Source organism: [Clostridium] fimetarium, from assembly GCF_900111235.1.
Lineage (GTDB): Bacteria > Bacillota > Clostridia > Lachnospirales > Lachnospiraceae > Clostridium_N > Clostridium_N fimetarium.
Genome location: NZ_FOJI01000001.1, coordinates 77,754 through 98,665 on the forward strand (window position 1 = coordinate 77,754; position 20,912 = coordinate 98,665).

Genomic DNA, 20,912 nt, shown 5'->3' on the forward strand with positions numbered 1-20,912 from the left:
AACAGATGAATAAGAATAAACTAGGCGGAATGGGAATATATTTTCTCGTTATTGTCCTTTTTATTGCAGCATATTTTGCTGTGAGACATACCAATTTGAAAAATGAGCAATATACCCCCCAGGAGATGACACAAGATATTGAGAATGATAATATAAGTAAAGTAACAATTGGTCAGAATAAAGAAGTCCCAACAGGCGTTCTTACAATTGAACTTAAAACCGGTGAATACACAAGAAAAGTCTTGTATGTGCCGGATGTTAAGGAGATAAAGAACTTATTTGCGGATAAGGGAATTGTTTATGAAATTAATGATGTGACGCGCGATAGTATTTGGATTACCATTGTCTTACCGTGCGCAATTGGATTGGCAGCTGTAATATTCATTTTCTTGATGATGTCACGACAAAATGCTGGTGGTAGTAATTCTAAGATGATGAATTTTGGAAAAAGTAAAGCGAAGATGATTAATGATTTATCAAAGAAAGTCAAATTCTCAGATGTAGCTGGTTTACAAGAGGAAAAAGAAGAACTCGTGGAAGTAGTAGATTTTCTTAAAAATCCGAAAAAGTATACAGAACTTGGTGCTAGAATTCCGAAAGGTATCATTCTTACAGGCCCTCCAGGAACAGGTAAAACATTACTTGCGAAAGCAGTAGCGGGAGAAGCTGGAGTACCATTTTTTAGTATTTCAGGTTCCGATTTCGTTGAAATGTTTGTTGGAGTTGGTGCTTCAAGAGTAAGAGATTTATTTGAAGAAGCTAAGAAAAACGCACCTTGTATTGTATTTATAGACGAAATAGATGCGGTTGCCCGTAGAAGAGGAACTGGTATGGGCGGTGGTCATGATGAAAGAGAACAGACATTAAACCAGATGCTTGTAGAGATGGATGGATTTGGAATTAATGAAGGAATTATCGTTATTGCAGCTACGAATCGAGTAGATATTTTAGATCCTGCAATACTACGACCAGGTCGGTTTGATAGAAAAGTTCTTGTTGGAAAGCCTGATGTGCAAGGTCGATTGGAAATATTACAAGTACATTCGAATTCGAAGCCACTTGGTGATAACGTTAATCTTGAAACACTTGCAAGAACGACTGCTGGATTTACAGGCGCGGATTTGGAAAATCTTCTGAATGAAGCAGCTATAAGTGCAGCGAAACATGATAGAAAGTATATTATTAACGAAGACATTGAATATTCATTTGTCAAAGTTGCAATAGGTACAGAAAAGAGAAGTAAGATTATTTCAGATAAAGAAAAAAAGATTACGGCATACCACGAAGCAGGTCATGCAATATTATTTCATTTGTTACCAGATGTAGGACCTATTCATTCGATTTCTATTATTCCTAATGGAATGGGCGCGGCAGGTTATACAATGCCACTTCCTGAAAAAGATGAGATGTTTAATACAAAAGGAAAGATGCTTCAGGATATTATTGTTGGATTTGGCGGAAGAGTTGCTGAAGAACTTATTTTTGATGATATCACTACAGGCGCTTCACAAGATATTATGACTGCAACTTCAACGGCAAGAGCAATGGTTACGAAGTATGGTTTCTCAGAGAAATTAGGACTTATTAATTATGATAATGGTGGTGGAGACGGAGAAGTGTTCCTCGGCAGAGATCTTGGACATGCAAGGCCTTATGGCGAAAACATTGCAGGTGAAATAGATTCTGAGGTCAAAGCGATTATTGATAACTGTTACACGAAAGCGAAAAATATGGTTAAAGAAAACGTTAACGTATTACACAGATGTGCAGCACTTCTATTAGATAAAGAAAAAATCACAAGAGCTGAATTTGAGGTATTATTTGAGGTATAAAATTATTTGAGTTATTTGATTCGTGTAAAATAAGAAGAAAATGTCATATTGTATACATTTTTGTATTTTAAATATTGCATAATGCACAAAATTAAGTAAGAATATTTGTGATATTTGTGAACACTTTTGTGTTGCTCAATGTTACAATTAATATTGTAAAACCCCCCCCAATACATTATATATTTTTTTGTTACACCCCATAATAAGTGAAATACCTTCTCCAAAAAAGACAGTTTTCGGAAGCTGTCGCGGTATTTGTTAGGTGAAAAAAACAGAAAACGAGGGAATCCAAGCAAATTTGGATTCCCTCGTTTTTCTGTTTTTTTCATCTTCCTCATCACTTATGCGCACAATTTGGTTGAATTATATTAAAATTAGTTATAGAATGAATATATTACGATGTTTAGGAGTTGATATTCATGAAGGTAGTTAAGTCATTTGATGACATATCAGATAGAGAAAAGAAATTATTATATATGTCTAATGTTAGACCTATTTTAAATTTAAGAGCATTATTTAGTGATGCAACAGCGGTTTACAGGAATCCTACAGAGCCAGGAGTAGATGAGAAGGTTACAATTAGACTCAGAACTGCAAAGTATAATGTAGACGAAGCAAGTATAGTTGTTAATGATAATTCAATTAAAATGACACGTGCATATTCGGATGAGATATTTGACTATTATGAAGCCAGCGTCCATACTGGAAGTGATAAAATATATTATTATTTTGAAGTAAGAGCCGGAAAAGTCAGATGCTACTACAATCAAATTGGGGTAGCCAAGGATTTGAATGCATCTTTTAACTTTCAGATTATCCCTGGGTTTAAAACACCTGATTGGGCTAAAGGTATTGTTATGTATCAGATTTTTGTAGACAGGTTTTGTAATGGTGATACCTCTAATGATGTGCGTGATGGTGAATATTCATATATGGATAAGCAAGTAAATGCAGTAAGCGACTGGAACAAATACCCGGAACAGGTTGGAATTAGAGAGTTCTATGGTGGAGATTTGCAAGGCGTTATGAATAAACTTGATTATCTGCAAAAACTTGGGGTCGAAGCGATATATTTCAATCCTTTATTTGTTTCTCCCTCTAACCACAAATATGATATACAAGATTATGACTATATCGATCCGCATTTTGGCATAATTGTAGAAGAAAAGGGTGAAGTGCTTGGGGCATGTGAGCAGGATAATACTTGTGCCTCAATGTATATTAATCGAGTTACAAATAAGAAAAATCTTGAAGCAAGTAATGCAATGTTCGTTAAACTTATAGAAGAAATTCATCGTCGTGGAATGAAAGTGATTATTGACGGTGTATTTAATCACTGCGGCTCATTTAACAAATGGCTTGATAGGGAACATATTTATAGTAATGGTATTGATAAATATCAGGCTGGAGCTTCAATAGAGGAACAAAGTCCATACCATACATTCTTTAAGTTTTATGATAACCAATGGCCTGAAAATATATCATATGATGGATGGTGGGGAAATTGTACACTACCAAAATTAAATTATGAGTCTTCTCCAAAGTTAGAAGAATATATTTTGAATATTGGTAAAAAATGGGTGTCGCCTCCATTTAACGTAGATGGTTGGAGGCTTGATGTTGCGGCAGATTTGGGTTATAGTAAAGAATATAATCATAATTTTTGGAAGAAGTTCCGAAAAGTGATTAAGGAGGCCAATTCCAATGCACTTATTTTGGCTGAAAACTATGGTGATTCCTACGACTGGTTACAGGGAGATCAATGGGATACGATTATGAACTATGATGCATTTATGGAGCCTGTAACATGGTTCTTAACTGGAATGCAGAAGCATAGCGATGAATTTCGAGAAGATATGCTTGGCAATGCAGACAAATTTTTTGATGCTATGAATCACAATATGGCTAGACTAGGTGGACAGTCAATTGCAATTGCTATGAATGAATTATCTAATCATGACCATTCCAGATTTCTTACAAGAACGAATAAGACGACTGGGCGTATAGAGTCAAAAGGTTCGAAAGCAGCTGAATATAATATTAATAAGGCTGTATTTAAAGAAGCAGTTGTAATGCAGATGACTTGGCCAGGTGCACCGACAGTATATTATGGTGATGAGGCAGGCGTTTGCGGATGGACAGATCCTGATGATAGAAGAACCTACCCTTGGGGCAACGAAGACGAAGAACTAATTGGGTTTCATACAGCGGTTATCAAGTTGCATAAAGAAAACCAGGCTTTAAGATTCGGCTCCTATAAACAATTATATGCAGAAAATAATTTAATTAGTTATGGACGGTTTGATGCTGTTGATGTTATTATTATTGTTGTGAATAACAGTGATGATGAGAGAAAAGTAAGGATTCCGGCTTGGGAATTGGGATTAACATATAATGATGATGTTGAGCAGATTTTTTTGAGTTATGATGGCGGGTATAGTACAGAGAAGTTAGGATATAGTATCCCAAATGGATATTTGGAAATTGGACTTAGAAAAACATCAGCAGTGATACTTAAAAAGATTAAATAGTATCAAATACGAAAAAAAACTGGTGAAAGGATTATTAATAAAATGAATAAACAAAATCAATCAAATAAATCCGAACAAAATATTAGTGATATTAGAATCAATAAAAAAATGAGATTATGGAATAAATATAAGAATTATATTATTGCAGTTGCAGGGATTATTGCAGTAATTTTCTTAGTGGTGGTCGTATTTAAAGGTTGCGGTAAGAGTGGTTCAGATGAAAGTGCGAAGGTTACAGATCCAAATGAGATTGTTGAAACAACAAAAGATTCAAGTGATCAATCTACACAATCGGAATCTGAGCAGTCTAAAGCGGTAACGCAATCAACAACACAAGCTGCAACAGGCAATAAGATATATACAACGACAAGGGTTCTTGCAAAAGAAGATTTTACCTCTTCGTCATTCTATGATAATTCAGTATTCTTAGGAGATTTTATTGTTAGTGGTATTGAATATTATGGATTCTTAGGAAAGAATAAAGTTGTCGCAGATACGAATCTGACTACAGATAAAGCACTTAACAATATAGACCAGTTAGTTTCAAGCGCACCACAAAAAGTATTTATAATGCTTGGTGTTAATGATCTAAATTATGGAGTAAGAAGTGTAGATACAATAGCGGCCAATTATGCAACGTTAATTGCTCAAATCAAAGGGAAATTACCATCGGCTAAGATTTATATCTTATCAGTACTTCCGATAACTCAATCTTTTGAGGCGAAAGCGAATGTATTTATTAGAAAAGGCAATTTGGATCAACTAAATAGTAAGCTTAAGGAACTGATTCCGACATCAGGCGTGAGTTACCTTGAGTTGGGAACTCAATTCCAGAATAGTACAGGCTATTTAAATGAAAGTGCAACTAGTAATGGCCTTAATATTAGCAGTGATTATTATGGATATTTGCTCAATACAATTGCTGATATGCTCAAATAGAAAGGAATTAGTGCTCCATGAATTTTCATGTATTAACATTGTTTCCTCAGATGATTATTGACGGATTAAATACAAGCATAACAGGTAGGGCTATCGAAAAAGGTACCTTATCTGTTAGTGCGATTGACATTAGGGATTTTTCTACGAATAAGCATTTAAAGGTAGATGATTATCCATATGGCGGCGGTGCCGGGATGGTTATGCAGGCTGCACCTGTATGTGCAGCTTACAATTATGTGGCAGAAAAGATGAAACACAAACCTAGAGTGATATATATGACTCCACAGGGTTATCCATTTAAACAAAGTATGGCTAGGGAGTTTTCGAAGGAAGATGATTTGGTTATATTATGTGGTCATTATGAAGGAATCGATGAACGCGCATTAGAGCTAATTGTAACGGATTATGTATCTATTGGAGATTATGTACTTACAGGTGGAGAACTTGCAGCTATGGTTGTTATTGATGCGGTTTCAAGATTGGTACCAGGTGTTCTTAATAATGAGGATTCCGCAGAATTTGAGAGTTTTCATAATAATTTGCTCGAGTATCCACAGTATACAAGGCCGGAGATGTTTGAAGGCATGAATGTGCCAGAAATATTGTTATCAGGGCATCATGGGAAAGTGGATGCATGGAGACTGGAAAAGTCGATTGAGAGAACCAAGCAGTATCGACCGGATTTGTATAACCTGTATTTTGACAACTTAAAAACGAAAGAAATATAGAGTAAGGTATTATTATTATAATAGGTAATGATGATATCTTTTTTATAGTACTATTGTTATATATATAAGGATATTGTATAATTAATTAATCTAGAAATAAATTTATATTAATTATATTAGGTTGGTGTTTTTTGATTTATAGCAATAGGTATTTCGGAGGAAATTATGGGAGTGGATTTTAAAAATAGATATTTCTGTGGGAAGGCAGTAATAGATGGCTTTTTCCAAATTCAAAATGCGGATGATGAATTTTATGGTTTCGTAGGGGAAAATGCAATGTATTCTTTGACTAGGGTGATTCATCCAGATGATTTATATAAGTTTGAGAATTCTATTACTGAACTAGAAGCGCAAGAACATAATTTTGTGACGCTAAGAATGTTAAGATTTGATGCTGAATATAGATGGATGGTTATATTTTTATCTTATTCCAAGTTAGAAATAATTAATGGTCAAAAGTTGATTTCATTTGAAATGGAAGATATTACGATAATTATGGATGAATTAGAAGTACTTAAGAATACTTGTGAAGAGTATGAGGAGTATTTTAGCCTAATGGAATATTTCATGCTATCATATGATATTGAATCTGATAAATTTATAATATTTATGATGGCAAACCAACAAAAGATAAATTTATATAATGGAACATTATGCGATTGGAAGAAAAATAAAATTTCGAATGAGGATTTAGATAATAAAGATGTTCCTCTATTTGAAAAATTGTGTGAAAGTTTTACAAATGGAGATAAGACATTTGAATATGAGATGAAAATCAAACTGTTCCCGGAGGACGATAATATGGAGTGGAGCCTTTTAAAAGGTAAAACCATTATTAGTTCAACTGGCGAAAAGTATGTAATAGCTACAGTTTCCAAGATTAATCCAGTTACTAAAAAGCATAAGATCAATTTGACAATTGAGTCATCTAAGGATAATGGAACAGATTTAATTAATAAAAGAGCGATTACGAAATATGCAACGGAACTTATTAACTCCAAGCCTAATTATCCAGTTACATTTGCAATAATCGATTTAGATAATTTCAAATATGTGAATGATACATATGGACATATGTTTGGTGATGATGTTCTTAGTAAAGTGGCGGAGATTCTGAAAGAAGCTGTGGATGATAAGGGTGTTGTTGGACGTATCGGTGGCGACGAGATGCTAATTATACTTGAAAATATAGGCTCTGAAAATGAACTAAGAGGAATCTTAAGAACGATTCGATCTAATGTTGAGTGGGCATATAAAGGGAGACTTACTTCTCTAATGCTATCTTGTTCAATTGGGTGTGCAAGTTATCCAAAAGATGCAAAAGATTACGAGACATTATTTAATATTGCGGATAAGTGCTTATATGTCGCGAAGGAAAAAGGAAAGAACAGATATATTATATATGATAAAGAGCTACATGGTAAGTATGTAGAAGGAATTGACGATATTATACATTTTGAGAAAGACTTTAGTAAATACAATAAGATTAATATTGTTAACGATATCATGGAGAATTTACTCTATACAAAAAATATGACCATAAAACAAGCGTGTGAAAAAGTTGGACCTTGCTTTGAACTTGAAGATATAAGCGTTTTTAGTGGAGAGAATAGAAAAAGTGAATCTTATTGGGGATATCTTATGGATCATGATTTGGATGGCGAGTATTTTGATAAAGATAATTATATAAGTAATTTTAATGATAATAATATTATGGTTATTGATAACATTAATTATTTGGTAAGAAAAGCGGATTCAGCGTATGAAAGTATGTTTATAAGTAAGATAAATGCATCTATTCAATATATGGTAGGACCAAAAGAAGCGCCAAAGGGATTTATTACTTTTAATAAGAGCAAATCATCAAAAAAATGGACAGAATTAGATATAAGTTATTTGAGCATACTAGGGAAGATTTTTGAAATGGTATTGTTTTAAATAAACTTGGAAAATGGAAGTAAAGTTGTGTAATGAGAACATTATTAGTAGCAATCAATTCAAAATATATTCATTCAAACTTAGCAGTATACAGCCTTAAGGCATATAGTGAGGATTGCGGAATGGATATAGGTATTGTAGAATTTACAATTAATCAATACACTAATTTCATATGCAAGGAAATATATAAGAAAAAGCCCGATATTGTGGCTTTTTCTTGTTATATCTGGAATATCGATATTGTGTATGAAGTGTCCTTGGAATTAAAAAAGATACTGCCTAATATAGAGATCTGGCTTGGTGGGCCTGAAGTTACTTATGATAGTGAGTCTGTACTTAAGATGCATCCTTATATTAAAGGTGTTATGATAGGAGAAGGGGAAGAAACTTTTTCAGAAGTCATGACACAATACGCAAAAAGTGGGATTGAGAATGATTTTAAACTTATTAAAGGAATTTCTTATCATAATAAAGAGTCTTTAGTCATAACAACTGAACCGAGACCACTTCTTGATATGGATAACCTAAAGTTTATATATGATGACATTTCGGAATTTGAAAATAAAATAATTTATTATGAAAGTAGTAGAGGATGTCCGTTTGGTTGCAGCTACTGCTTGTCTTCCGTTGAAAAGTCAGTTAGATTTAGAAGCATATCTAAAGTAAAAGAAGAACTTCATTATTTTCTGAAAAATAAGGTGTCACAAGTTAAATTTGTTGATCGAACATTTAACTGTAACCATGAAAGAACGGAAGCTCTTCTTACATTTATAAGAGATAATGACAATGGAATTACTAATTTTCATTTTGAAATAGCAGCTGACTTGTTAAGAGACCAAGAAATAGAAATCATGAAAACAATGCGTCCGGGTCTTGTTCAGTTAGAAATAGGGGTTCAGTCAACTAATTTGGAAACCATTCATGAAATTGACAGAGTTATGGATTTCGATAAACTTTCTGGACTTGTTGAGAAAATCAATAAAGGCGAGAATATTCATCAACATCTGGATCTGATAGCGGGTCTTCCCTATGAAAATTATGATTCATTTGGCCACTCATTTAATGATGTATACAAGTTAAGACCAGAGAAACTACAATTAGGGTTCTTAAAGCTCCTTAAGGGATCAAAGATGCATAGAAAAGTGAAAGAATACGGCATTGTATATACTGAGAAATCGCCTTACGAAGTGCTGTTCACAAATTGGATAAGTTACGTAGATGTCCTTAGAATGAAGAATGTTGAAGAAGTAGTAGAATTATATTATAATAGTGGTCAGTACAGGCATACTATGGAGCTTTTAGAAACAAAGTTTAATACACCTTTTGAAATGTATGAGGTGCTTGCGGATTATTATGAAGATAATAATCTTTTTGATATAAAACATACAAGAATTACTAGATATAATATTCTTTTAGAATTTATTAAGAAAAGGGTAGGCAAAGAAATCAATGTATTTGAACAGGTAATGGTATTTGACTTGTATCTGAGGGAAAACCTTAAGACAAGACCATTATTTGCGATTGATATAAGCGAGAATAAAGCTTTGTTTAGAGATCTTTACATTACGTACGCGACGAATAAGAATTCTCATATTGAACCATTTTCTATTGATATTGAAAAAGTATGTAATATCAATATTCAAAAGTACAAGAAGAATGGTGGGAGAATTGATGAGACATCACATTCTAAGAATATGTTTCTGTTATTTGATTATGAAGACAGAAGTCCACTTAATTATGAAGCTAAGGTATCGATTATTGGAACTTGAGTATTCATATAATCAAATTTGATGTCCAGAAGGGAGCTTGAGATGGCAACGAAACGAACCAAAACAATTCTTGATTTGTTTGATAAAAACTATACAACAAAACTTTTTTGCAGCCTTGATTATGAGGCTCCCTGGCAGCTATTGTTTGCAACGATACTAAGTGCACAATGCACGGATGAGAGAGTTAATATTGTTACAAGAGATTTGTTTAGAAAATATTCAACGGTAGAGGCGTTCGCACAAGCTGATTTAGAAGAAATGGAGCTTGCAATTAAGTCTACAGGGTTTTATCATAACAAAGCCAAAAACATAATTGCGAGTGCAAAAATTATATTGGATAAGTATAATGGGAAGATTCCAATGGCTTTGGAGGAATTAACAGCTTTACCAGGTGTTGGACGAAAAACAGCAAATGTAATACGAGGCAATATTTATCATATTCCAAGTATTGTTGTAGATACACATGTAAAACGTATTTCTTATAAATTAGAGTTTACAAAAGAGAAAGAACCAGTTAAAATCGAATTCGATTTGATGAAAGCGATTCCTAGAGAACACTGGATACTATATAATATTCAAATAATAAGATTCGGAAGAGAAATCTGTACGGCAAGATCTCCAAAGTGTGAGATCTGTTTTTTAAATGAACTGTGCAAGGCGAGGGAAAATAAATGATAAATTCATATATAGCACTTGATTTGGAGACGACAGGATTAAATCCTTCAACTGATAGAATAATTGAAATCGGTGCGGCAAAAGTTATAAATGGAACAATAGTTTCAACATATTCAACATTAGTCAATCCTCAGATTCCGATTAATTTTAAGATAAACAAGCTTACAGGAATTGATTCAAAGATGTTGGAGAATCAACCATTAATTGAAGATATTATTGAAGATTTTGTTAAATATACGGAAGATATGCCAATTCTTGGGCATAATATAATATTCGATTTTAGCTTTTTGAAAAAGGCCGCAGTTAATAATAAATTAACTTTTGAAAAAGAAGGAATTGATACTTTGAAAATGGCAAGAAGAATGCTACCACATCTTGAACACAAAGGACTAGAGTATCTTTGCAGTTATTTTAGTATAGACCCCCAAAATAGCCATAGGGCTATGGACGATGCTATAAGCGCAATGAAAGTTTATGAGAAGCTCTATGAACTAAACCGTAAGGATAAAGGATTTTTAGAGACTGCCAAACTTAACTTTTCTGCAAAACGTGATTCTACAATCACGCCTGCACAGAATTCATATTTGACGAAACTTGTAATCCATCATAGTATCGCAATGCAAGCTGAAGTGAAAAGCCTCACAAAAAGTCAGGCATCAAGGATGATTGATAATATAATTTCTGAATATGGGAAAATAATATCTTGATTCAAATCCTACCACCGATTTTAATAAATGTTTGTCATTAATTTTAAAAAATAGTAGGGTATCAAAAGGAATTGTGATATAATTTAATTTGCTAATATTTATCAATTTTAAAAACAAGGAGAGTGTAAAGATGTTTAATTTTTCAAACAGAAAAGTAAAGAAAATTTTTTCTAGTGTAATCATCATTATTTTAGTGTTGGCAATGGTTGTTCCAGCTATACTATCTGCGTTCATATGATAATTTATATTTAATAAAAGCACATTTATAAGTGGAATTAAATATACAGAAAAATGCAGTTGTGCCGATTTACGAATCGGTATAGCAAGGAGATTTGTTATGAATTCAGGTAAAATTTCCAATTCTATATTAAAAAGGTCAGTTTTAAAACTTATTAAACACGGTAAAAAAGAAGTGATTAGTGGACCAGGAATAGGGATGGATTGTGGCATAATTGAAGGTAAAGAAAAACACAATATAGCCCTTGCTACAAGTGATAATAAGTATGGAATTTACCGCGTTGTTAATAATCTTTCGGCATGTGGTGCAGAGAGCGTCGCGGTGATGTGTAATGTAATAATGCCTAATGATTTTGAAGAACAAAATTTAAAATCAGTCATATATGGAATCCAAGAACAATGCAGTAATTTAAACGTGCAAATCATTGGAGGACATACTGAAGCATCAGATGCAGTTACAAGACCAGTTGTAAGTATAACAGGAGTAGGGTATGCTGAAAAGAATATCTCTATCTCTTCCAAAAATGTAAAACCGAATCAAGATATAATTATGACAAAATGGATTGGCATAGAAGGCACAAGAATTATATCTGAGTTAAAGAGAGAAGAAATCCTTAAAATCTATACAGCAGAATTCCTGGATCGAGCAATTGGCGATATAAGTGAAATGTCTGTTGTTAAAGAATCCAAGATAGCTATGGAAAACGCTATCACTGCAATGCACGACGTATCAGAAGGCGGAATTTTTGCGGCTTTGTGGGATATGGCAGAAGCAGGTAAGGTAGGGATCGAGATTGATTTTAGAAAAATCAAAGTAAAACAGGAGATAATAGAAATTTGCGAATTATTTGATAAAAATCCATACGAAATTGATTCATCAGGATGTTTATTAATGACATATGAAAATGGATATGATATAGTAAAAACATTAAAAGAAAATGGCATAAGCGCAACAATCATTGGCAGGACAACAGATACAAATGATAAGATAATATATAATAATGGTGAGAAAAGGTTTTTAGATACACCTAAGCAGGATGAAATATATCACATTTAAGTGCTGCCAAAGCAGCGGATAGGAGTTATCGTGAGAGAAAAAATTCTTAATATGCTAGAAAAAAACAGCCGAATTGACTTAAAAGATATGGCAGTAATGCTTGGTACTACTGAAGCTGAAGTCGCGAATGCGATGGCTGATATGGAGAGCGAACATATTATATGTGGTTACCATACCTTGATTAATTGGGATAAAACAAGTGAAGAAAAAGTAACAGCGCTTATTGAGGTGAAAGTTACGCCTCAAAGGGGTTTGGGATTTGATAGTATTGCAGAACGAATTTATAATTACGATGAAATCACCGCTGTTTATCTTATGTCAGGCGGATTCGACTTCACAGTAATTATAGAAGGGAAGACGATGAAGTCTGTCGCCCAATTTGTATCTGGAAAACTATCACCTTTGGAATCAGTGCTTAGTACATCTACACATTTTGTACTCAAAAAGTACAAAGACCATGGAACTGTTCTTGAGGCACCTAACAAAGACGAAAGGATTTTGGTAACGCCATGAGAAACCCAATATCAAAGAAAGTAGCAGCAATTGAACCTTCTGGAATCAGAAAGTTTTTTGATATCGTTAGCGAGATGAGTGATGCGATTTCCCTTGGAGTAGGTGAGCCTGATTTTGATACACCTTGGAATGTCAGAGAAGAAGGCATTTATTCACTTGAAAAGGGGCGTACATTCTATACATCTAATTCTGGCCTTAAGGAATTAAGAGTTGAAATATGTAATTATTTAGATAGAAAATACGATTTGCATTATGATCCACTTGAAGAAACGTTAGTAACTGTTGGCGGTAGCGAGGCAATTGATGCTGCCTTAAGAGCTATGGTTGATCCTGGTGATGAAGTGCTGATTCCACAGCCTAGCTATGTTTCTTATCTTCCATGTGCGGTATTAGCGGATGCAGTACCAGTTATAATCAATTTGAAAGCTGAAAATAATTTTAAGCTAACGAAGGAAGAACTTATCGAGAGTATTACTGAGAAAACTAAAATCTTGATACTTCCATTTCCAAATAATCCAACTGGTGCAACTATGGATAAGGAGGAACTAGCAGAATTAGTTCCGATTATAATTGAACATGATTTGTTTGTGATTTCAGATGAAATATATTCTGAACTTACATACAAAGGGAAACATACATCAATAGGAAGCTTTCCTGGAATGAAAGAAAGAACAATAGTCATTAATGGCTTTTCAAAAGCATTTGCGATGACTGGATGGCGTTTAGGATACGCTGTTGGACCTGCCGAGATAATAAATCAAATGACAAAAATTCATCAGTTTGCAATTATGTGTGCACCAACTAATAGCCAGTTTGCAGCTATAGAGGCACTAAAAAACTGCGATGAGGATGTTAATAAAATGGTTGAAGCTTATAACCAGAGAAGAAGATATCTGCTGAATGCTTTCAAAGAGATGGGGATTGAATGCTTTGAGCCACATGGTGCATTCTATGTGTTTCCATCTATTAAAAAGTTTGGTATGACTTCGGAAGTATTTGCAACAAAACTTTTACAGGATGAAAAATTAGCGGTTGTTCCAGGAACGGCATTTGGCGATTGTGGAGAAGGATTTCTTAGAATATCGTATGCATATTCTTTGGAAAATTTAAAAACAGGGCTAGAGAGAATTCGAAGATTTGTAGAAAGACTGGAAAATCACTAAGGAGGTAAAAATGACGGATATAAATGTTGAATTTATAAATCCATTTTTAATTGCGACAGTAGGCATTTTAAAAGATATGTGTCAAATCGCGTTAAAAGTGGAAAAACCCTATATTAAAAACACTGAATTTGCTGACGATTCAATTTTGATAATGATAGGTGTGACAGGTGAGATGAGAGGTCAGATAATTATCGCATTAACAATTTCAAATGCATGTGATGTTGCATCTAAGATGATGATGGGTATGCCAGTGACGGAACTGAATGATTTATCAATTAGTGCGATTAGTGAATTAGGTAATATGATTATGGGAAATACAGCAACCATTCTTTCAACAAAAGGAATCGGAATTGATATTACTCCACCAACAATTTGTCGAGGCAATCTTTCATTCACCACTTCATATGCTAAAAATATTTGTATTCCTTTCAGCTATGAAAACAAAGTGATAATGGAGCTTGATATTGCTGTTAAGGGTGAATCGTAGTTTCTGTAGAAGATGGGAGTAATATGATAAATATAGTTTTACATGAACCGGAGATGCCAGCTAACACCGGCAATATTGGACGTACTTGCGTTGCAGCTGGAGCAAGACTTCATTTGATTGAGCCATTAGGTTTTAATATAAATGAGAAGATGTTGAAAAGAGCAGGATTAGACTACTGGGATAAGCTTGATGTGACAATATATGATAATTATGAGGATTTCATTTTGAAGAATCCAGAGGCTAAGATATATATGGCAACAACAAAGGCACCACAAACATATGCAGAGGTTCACTATGAGCCTAATTGCTATATTATGTTTGGTAAGGAAAGCGCCGGAATACCAGAGAATATCTTAGTGGATCATCAAGATACATCCATCAGAATTCCAATGATAGGAGATATTCGCTCACTAAATCTTTCTAATTCAGTTGCAATCGTGCTTTATGAAGCACTTAGACAAAATAATTTTGATCAAATGAACCTCGAAGGCCATCTTAGGAATTACGAGTGGCGGTAAGGGAAATAAAATGAGTTGGTATAGACGGACGAAAAAATTCATATATTACCTCTTGTTCGCGCATTACCTCTACAGACTTATAGGATTGTATGCAATTCGGTTCGACACCTGCGGTGTCAACCGCCTGCACACAATCCTATAAGTCTGTAACGGTAAGAGGCGGACAATTGAGGTGATATATGAGTTTTTTCTGGCGCAAGAGGCCGATATTTGATATTTCGCTTGGCTGCAACTTTACATTAGCGTCGTAGTGCACCCGGAGGGGATGGGAGCTTTAAATATAACGGATGTAATCCGCAGTCGTTGGACTTGCGATAATGCTGTTCACGCGTTTGACGACGCTTTTGCTTTTCGCGCATGAAGAAATATACTGATCTAAGACGGAACTGAGAAAAAGCTTATGTATGTCCTCAAATATCCGCATGTTGCCATTACTGCCTCGCGATATTGTCGTGCAGTCGTCTGGCGACGCTTTTGTTTTTCGCGCATGAAGAAATATACTGATCTAAGATGGGCCGAGAAAAAACTTATGTATGCCATCAAATGTCCATATGTAGCAATTACTGCCTTGCGATATTGTTGTTCACGCGTCTGGCGACGCTTTTGCTTTTCGCGCATGAAGAAATATACTGATCTAAGACGGAACCGGGAAAAAGCTTATGTATGTCCTCAAATATCCGCATGTTGCCATTACTGCCTCGCGATATTGCCGTGCAGTCGTTTGACGACGCTTTTGCTTTTCGCGCATGAAGAAATATGCTGATCTAAGACGGAACCGAGAAAAAGCTTATGTATGTCCTCTGATATCCGTATATGCCGTTACAACCTTGCGATACTGCCGTGCAGTCGTTTGACGACGCTTTTTCTTTTCGCGCATGAAGAAATATGCTGATCTAAGACGGAACCGAGAAAAAGCTTATGTATGTCCTCAAATGTCCGCATGTTGCCGTTACTGCCTTGCGATATTGTCTGCAGGCGGTTGACACTTTAGTGTCGAACCGAATGCAGACAATATCGTAAGGCTGTAGAGGCAATGAGCGAACATGAGGACATACATAAGCTTTTTCGACCGTATTAATAGCTTGTTTCAAATCTTCAACTTGGGTAGTGTAAATATGAATTCAGTCCCAACCCCTTCAGTGCTGATGACATCAATATTTTCACTATGTGATAGCATGATTTCTTTGACTATGGATAATCCAAGGCCAGAGCCTTTTTTATCTTTACCTCTAGAAATATCTGATTTATAAAAACGATTCCATATTTTATCCATATTATTTTTGGGGATACCACAACCATTATCTTTTATAGAAACGAATGCTTTTTCCCCTTTTACGGTCGTTGTTATACGAATAGTTGAATTGGATGGACTAAACTTCACCGCATTATCAATCAAGTTATATACAACTTGCTGAATTTTTTCAATGTCAGCAACCACATTAAGAGATTTGGAAGAAAAAGTAAGTTTAAAAGATATTTTTTTATCTTTGCAGATACCTTCAAAAGTCTCAATGATATGCTTTACAATGCTATTTATATCAAAGGCAGAAATATTTAATCTTATACTTTTAGGGTCGAGCTCATTTAATGTTAAAATATTGCTTGTGAGCTTTGTTAATCGTTCAGTTTCAAATAATACAATGTTGATATATTTATTAATCATTTCAGGTGGAATTGTCCCATCTTGAATTGCTTCAAGATAACCTTTAATTGAAGTAAGAGGAGATCTGAAATCATGAGAAATATTTGAAAGAAACTTTTGTTGAAATTTATCCATTTCATTTAATTCGGATGCCATATAATTTAGCGATACTCCAAGACGCCCGATTTCATCATGATTCAAAGATTTGATTTTATAGTTTAAGTTACCTTTGCTATATTGATTAGCGCCTTTTATAATTTCCTTAAGAGGCTTATGAACTTGAATAAAGTATAGAATAATGAACAGTGAAGATAAAGCTAGCATAATAGTAAATGTAACATAATTTGAGTTAAAAGTGGTATCAACAGTATCAGTTATTTCAGAAACTGGGATGTGAATTGCAACGTAGCCTTTCATTGTAAAAGAGTTGGTGATGGTTATTGGAGCCATTACGCTAATCGTCGTATCATTGAAAAAACCAAAAAATGAGCCAGTTTGGTAGTATTTGCTTCCGGTAAGCGTCGAGTCGAAATCTTTGAGAAGGTATGTATTTTCTGAATTGATATTAGAGCCTGTGTCGAAAATAATATTCCCATCGGGATTAATAAACATGATTCTTGTATCACTAAAGGTTGAAACTGTAGAAAGTGTAACTTTAATAGATTTTAGGGTTTCAATTGTAAAATCACTGTCAGTATACCGCTTAGCAATATCAAACGCTTCTTTGGACATAGAATCGACGGTGTTTTCGGTCAAATTTCTATTGTTAATACCATAAGAAATAGTTGACATACTGCCAAAACCAATAATTATGACAATAAAATATATAATTACAAATTTTGACAGAAGATTAGACTTCATTATTTTTTCACCTCAAATTTATATCCAATTCCCCATACGGTTGTTATGCTCCAGTTTTGGTGGTCTTTGATTTTTTCCCGTAGTCGTTTTATGTGGACATCGACAGTTCGTGTATCTCCTAGATATTCGTATCCCCATATATGATCAAGAAGTTGCTCCCTTGTAAAGACTTGATTAGGAGAAGATGCAAGAAAATATAATAATTCTAGTTCTTTTGGAGGCATTTCAATGGATGCGCCATTGTAAATCACAGAATAATTGCCTAGGTTAATTGAAAGGTCAGGATATTCTGCACTTTTCGTATTGTCTGAAATTCCACTTACTGATTGTGGAAGGTGATATCTGCGAAGTACTGCTTTTACTCTTGCCACTAGCTCTTTTGAATCAAAAGGCTTAATTACATAATCGTCGGCACCAAGCTCTAGCCCTAGAACTTTGTCAAATGTTTCTCCCTTTGCAGAGAGCATAATAATGGGAATGTTGTGACTTTTTCTGATTTCACGGCAAACTTGATAACCATCCATGCCTGGAAGCATAAGGTCTAGAAGGATAAGGTTCGGTTTAAATGATATTGCTGCAGAAATAGCACTTTCACCATCATTTACAATGCTCGTTTCAAAACACTCTTTTGTTAAATAAAGGGATACTAGTTCTGCAATATTGTTGTCGTCGTCTACAATTAATATTCGTTGCTTTGTTGCCATAATTTTTCCCATCCAATCTATTATTATTTAAATTCGTAACTGTTTTGTATCTGAACAATTACACGGCTCGCAAAATACTGCCTTCTGAATAGTTACTTAAATTCTACAATAGTAACACCTGTGTCACCTTCTCCAATTTCACCTAGTCTAAAGGATTTGACATAGGAAACACTTTTTAAATAGTTGGTGATTCCGGCTCTAAGTGCACCAGTACCTTTTCCGTGTACCACACGTACTTGCGGTAACGTTAAATAAGCATCGTCCAAATATTTGTCTAACTTAGCAATCGCATCATCAACAGTTAGTCCAAGTAGATTGATTTCTGATGATATAGTCGATGATTTTGACATCTTGATTTTTCCGGAGCCTGTAAATTTGGTTAATTTCGAACCATATGCATCCTCTTGAATTATTTCAAGATTAGATATATTTACTTGTGATCTTAAAATACCCATTTGTACAAATAAATCGCCTTTTGCATTTGGCTTTGAGCTTACAGTACCCAGTAGGTTCATGCTTAACACTTTGACTTTAACACCTAAAGTAAATTCTGATGGCTTGTTCTGCTTTTTAGGTATATTGTTTTTCACCTTCAAAGCTAACTTTCCTTCGGTGTCGCCCATTTTTTTACGAAGAGTAGAGCGTTCTTGTTCTAATTCTTTCATTGAAATACCGTGTTTGTTCATCGTTCTAACTGTATTGTCTGCATATTCTTTGGCTTCACGTAAAATCTCAACTGCCTCTTCATTTGCTCGTCTAATAATTTTATCTTTTTTAGCCTCTAACTGTTCAGATTTAACTTCAAGTTCTTTCTTAAGAACTTCAATTTCATTCTTATAGCGGCTGATTTCACTGCGTTCATTTTCAATCTGAATACGATTGTTTTCCAAATCAGTAATCAAATCTTCAAATTGGATATCTTGAACACCAATTCTTGAAGTTGCATCGTCTATAATATATTTAGGAAGCCCTAATTTGCTAGAGATTGCAAATGCATTACTTTTACCTGGAATGCCAATTAGCAACCGATAAGTGGGTCTTAGTGATTCTACATCGAATTCACAACAAGCATTTTCAACGCCAGGTGTAGAGAGCGCAAAAACTTTTAATTCGCTGTAATGAGTGGTTGCCATGGTTCGAATTCCCCGTTTGTGTAAATCGGTCAAAATAGAGATTGCAAGTGCAGCTCCTTCGGTTGGATCAGTGCCAGCACCTATTTCATCAAACAAAATCAAACTTTTGCTATCCGCATTTTCTAAAATCCGAATGGTGTTAGTCATATGTGATGAGAAGGTACTTAAACTTTGCTCAATACTTTGCTCATCACCAATGTCAGCAAATACTTGGTTGAAAACAGTTAACTCTGAATTATCAAACGCCGGTATATTAAGCCCGGCCTGTCCCATAAGAGTAAGCAGTCCAACCGTTTTTAGAGAAACCGTCTTACCGCCTGTATTTGGGCCGGTAATGATAAGCAGATTGAAATCTTTTCCTAGATAGATATCAATAGGAACTACCTGATGTGGCTCAATCAAGGGATGGCGGCCTTTTTTAATATTGATATAGCCTTGCTCATTCATAATAGGACGACTGCATTTGTAATGGCGTGAAATCATTGCTTTGGCAAATATAAAATCCAAAGTTGAAAGTGTTGACAAATTGGTTGATAGTTCTAAACAATATTGCGAAGCCAGAAGACTTAGATTTCCAAGAATTATTTCAATCTCGGCTTGCTCACTCAGCGCTAATTCTTTTAAATCATTATTGAGTTTTACAACTGCCATTGGTTCTATAAAGATTGTTGCACCGGTTGAGGATTGGTCGTGCACCATACCTGGGAATTGTGATTTGTACTCGGCTTTTACGGGAAGACAGTATCTACCAGAACGTGTAGTGATTACAAAATCTTGTAAATAAGTCCGGATGGTCTGCGAATTCACGAGACGATTCAGCTCTGAACGTATCTTTTCATTGGTTAATCTTGTTTTTCGACGAATATCTTTTAGTGTACTGCTAGCGTCGTCACTAATCTCTTCTTCGGAAACAATACATCTTTTGATCTCGTTATTAAGAGGCGTAAGTGGTGCTAGGCCTAAGAACATTGGAGTCAGTGAATCTTTAAAAATATTGTCATCAGCATTTTCTAAATAGTAGTCACCGTCAGAAGAATTCCTATTCATTGATTCGTTTCTTGTATGTTTTGCATAAGACTTAATTCTAGTTGTTACATCAAGAAGAGAACTTATTTTGAGTAATTCGGAAATGTTTAATGTACTTTGTACTTCGAGCCGTTTTATAGATCCACGAATATCATAAATCCCCGAAAAGGAAATACTACTATGCGTTAGAATTCTGGATAAAGCATCGTTCGTTTGAGCGAGTGCAGCGTTAATATCATTAATATCAGTGGATGGAACTAAGCTTCTACACATATCTTTACCCATAGGGGAAGATGAAAAGCTCTCTAATTTATCGATAATTTTGTAATATTCTAATGTTTTAAAAACTTTTGAGTTCATATAAAAACCTTCCTTAAAAAATAATTGATGTACTACTTCATTTTACCTTAATTTATGTTAAAATACTATATTAAAATATTCTGATTTTCTTA

Annotated in this window: 16 protein-coding genes; 13 read left to right on the plus strand and 3 right to left on the minus strand. The window is 34.5% G+C overall.

Annotation, left to right across the window (positions count from 1 at the left end):
- The first annotated feature begins 5 nt into the window (after nucleotides 1-5).
- From ftsH to BMY18_RS00510, 13 genes are all read left to right on the plus strand, one after another.
- Nucleotides 6-1,832 (plus strand): ATP-dependent zinc metalloprotease FtsH, encoded by a 1,827-nt coding sequence (gene ftsH, locus BMY18_RS00450; RefSeq protein ID WP_092449469.1) that lies wholly within the window; start codon nucleotides 6-8, stop codon nucleotides 1,830-1,832.
- 419 nt (nucleotides 1,833-2,251) lie between these two features.
- Nucleotides 2,252-4,363 (plus strand): glycoside hydrolase family 13 protein, encoded by a 2,112-nt coding sequence (locus BMY18_RS00455; protein ID WP_092449470.1) that lies wholly within the window; start codon nucleotides 2,252-2,254, stop codon nucleotides 4,361-4,363.
- Nucleotides 4,364-4,405: 42 nt separating this feature from the next.
- Nucleotides 4,406-5,302, plus strand: coding sequence for a GDSL-type esterase/lipase family protein (locus tag BMY18_RS00460; protein ID WP_092449472.1), 897 nt, complete (start codon nucleotides 4,406-4,408; stop codon nucleotides 5,300-5,302).
- Between the two features lie 17 nt (nucleotides 5,303-5,319).
- Complete coding sequence (trmD, locus tag BMY18_RS00465; protein WP_092449474.1) at nucleotides 5,320-6,030, plus strand: tRNA (guanosine(37)-N1)-methyltransferase TrmD; 711 nt, start codon at nucleotides 5,320-5,322, stop codon at nucleotides 6,028-6,030.
- Nucleotides 6,031-6,195: 165 nt separating this feature from the next.
- Nucleotides 6,196-7,968 (plus strand): GGDEF domain-containing protein, encoded by a 1,773-nt coding sequence (locus tag BMY18_RS00470; RefSeq protein WP_092449476.1) that lies wholly within the window; start codon nucleotides 6,196-6,198, stop codon nucleotides 7,966-7,968.
- 32 nt (nucleotides 7,969-8,000) lie between these two features.
- On the plus strand, nucleotides 8,001-9,737 hold the full coding sequence (locus tag BMY18_RS00475; protein WP_092449478.1) for a B12-binding domain-containing radical SAM protein: 1,737 nt from the start codon (nucleotides 8,001-8,003) through the stop codon (nucleotides 9,735-9,737).
- Between the two features lie 42 nt (nucleotides 9,738-9,779).
- Nucleotides 9,780-10,412, plus strand: coding sequence for an endonuclease III (gene nth, locus BMY18_RS00480; protein ID WP_092449480.1), 633 nt, complete (start codon nucleotides 9,780-9,782; stop codon nucleotides 10,410-10,412).
- Complete coding sequence (locus BMY18_RS00485) at nucleotides 10,409-11,119, plus strand: 3'-5' exonuclease (RefSeq protein ID WP_092449482.1); 711 nt, start codon at nucleotides 10,409-10,411, stop codon at nucleotides 11,117-11,119. The genes nth and BMY18_RS00485 overlap by 4 nt, the downstream gene beginning before the upstream one ends.
- A 337-nt stretch (nucleotides 11,120-11,456) precedes the next feature.
- Nucleotides 11,457-12,413 carry an AIR synthase family protein gene (locus tag BMY18_RS00490; RefSeq protein ID WP_092449484.1) on the plus strand — a complete coding sequence of 319 codons (957 nt, stop codon included), beginning with the start codon at nucleotides 11,457-11,459 and terminating at the stop codon, nucleotides 12,411-12,413.
- A 30-nt stretch (nucleotides 12,414-12,443) separates the two neighbouring features.
- Nucleotides 12,444-12,926: an Lrp/AsnC family transcriptional regulator gene (locus tag BMY18_RS00495; RefSeq protein WP_092449486.1), complete on the plus strand. Its 483-nt coding sequence runs from the start codon at nucleotides 12,444-12,446 to the stop codon at nucleotides 12,924-12,926.
- On the plus strand, nucleotides 12,923-14,089 hold the full coding sequence (locus BMY18_RS00500) for an aminotransferase class I/II-fold pyridoxal phosphate-dependent enzyme (RefSeq protein WP_092449489.1): 1,167 nt from the start codon (nucleotides 12,923-12,925) through the stop codon (nucleotides 14,087-14,089). Before BMY18_RS00495 ends, BMY18_RS00500 begins: the two co-directional genes overlap by 4 nt.
- A gap of 10 nt (nucleotides 14,090-14,099) precedes the next feature.
- On the plus strand, nucleotides 14,100-14,576 hold the full coding sequence (locus tag BMY18_RS00505; protein WP_092449491.1) for a chemotaxis protein CheX: 477 nt from the start codon (nucleotides 14,100-14,102) through the stop codon (nucleotides 14,574-14,576).
- 23 nt (nucleotides 14,577-14,599) lie between these two features.
- Nucleotides 14,600-15,094 (plus strand): tRNA (cytidine(34)-2'-O)-methyltransferase, encoded by a 495-nt coding sequence (locus BMY18_RS00510; RefSeq protein ID WP_092449493.1) that lies wholly within the window; start codon nucleotides 14,600-14,602, stop codon nucleotides 15,092-15,094.
- 1,087 nt (nucleotides 15,095-16,181) lie between these two features.
- On the opposite strand, the gene BMY18_RS00515 is transcribed toward BMY18_RS00510, so the two are convergent.
- The 3 genes from BMY18_RS00515 to BMY18_RS00525 form a co-directional block, all read right to left on the minus strand.
- Entirely contained in the window at nucleotides 16,182-17,597 is a 1,416-nt protein-coding gene (locus tag BMY18_RS00515) for a sensor histidine kinase (RefSeq protein ID WP_092449495.1), read from the minus strand.
- Entirely contained in the window at nucleotides 17,597-18,301 is a 705-nt protein-coding gene (locus tag BMY18_RS00520) for a response regulator transcription factor (RefSeq protein WP_092449497.1), read from the minus strand. The genes BMY18_RS00515 and BMY18_RS00520 overlap by 1 nt, the downstream gene beginning before the upstream one ends.
- Before the next feature lie 92 nt (nucleotides 18,302-18,393).
- Complete coding sequence (locus tag BMY18_RS00525; protein ID WP_092449499.1) at nucleotides 18,394-20,820, minus strand: endonuclease MutS2; 2,427 nt, start codon at nucleotides 20,818-20,820, stop codon at nucleotides 18,394-18,396.
- Nucleotides 20,821-20,912 lie beyond the last annotated feature (92 nt).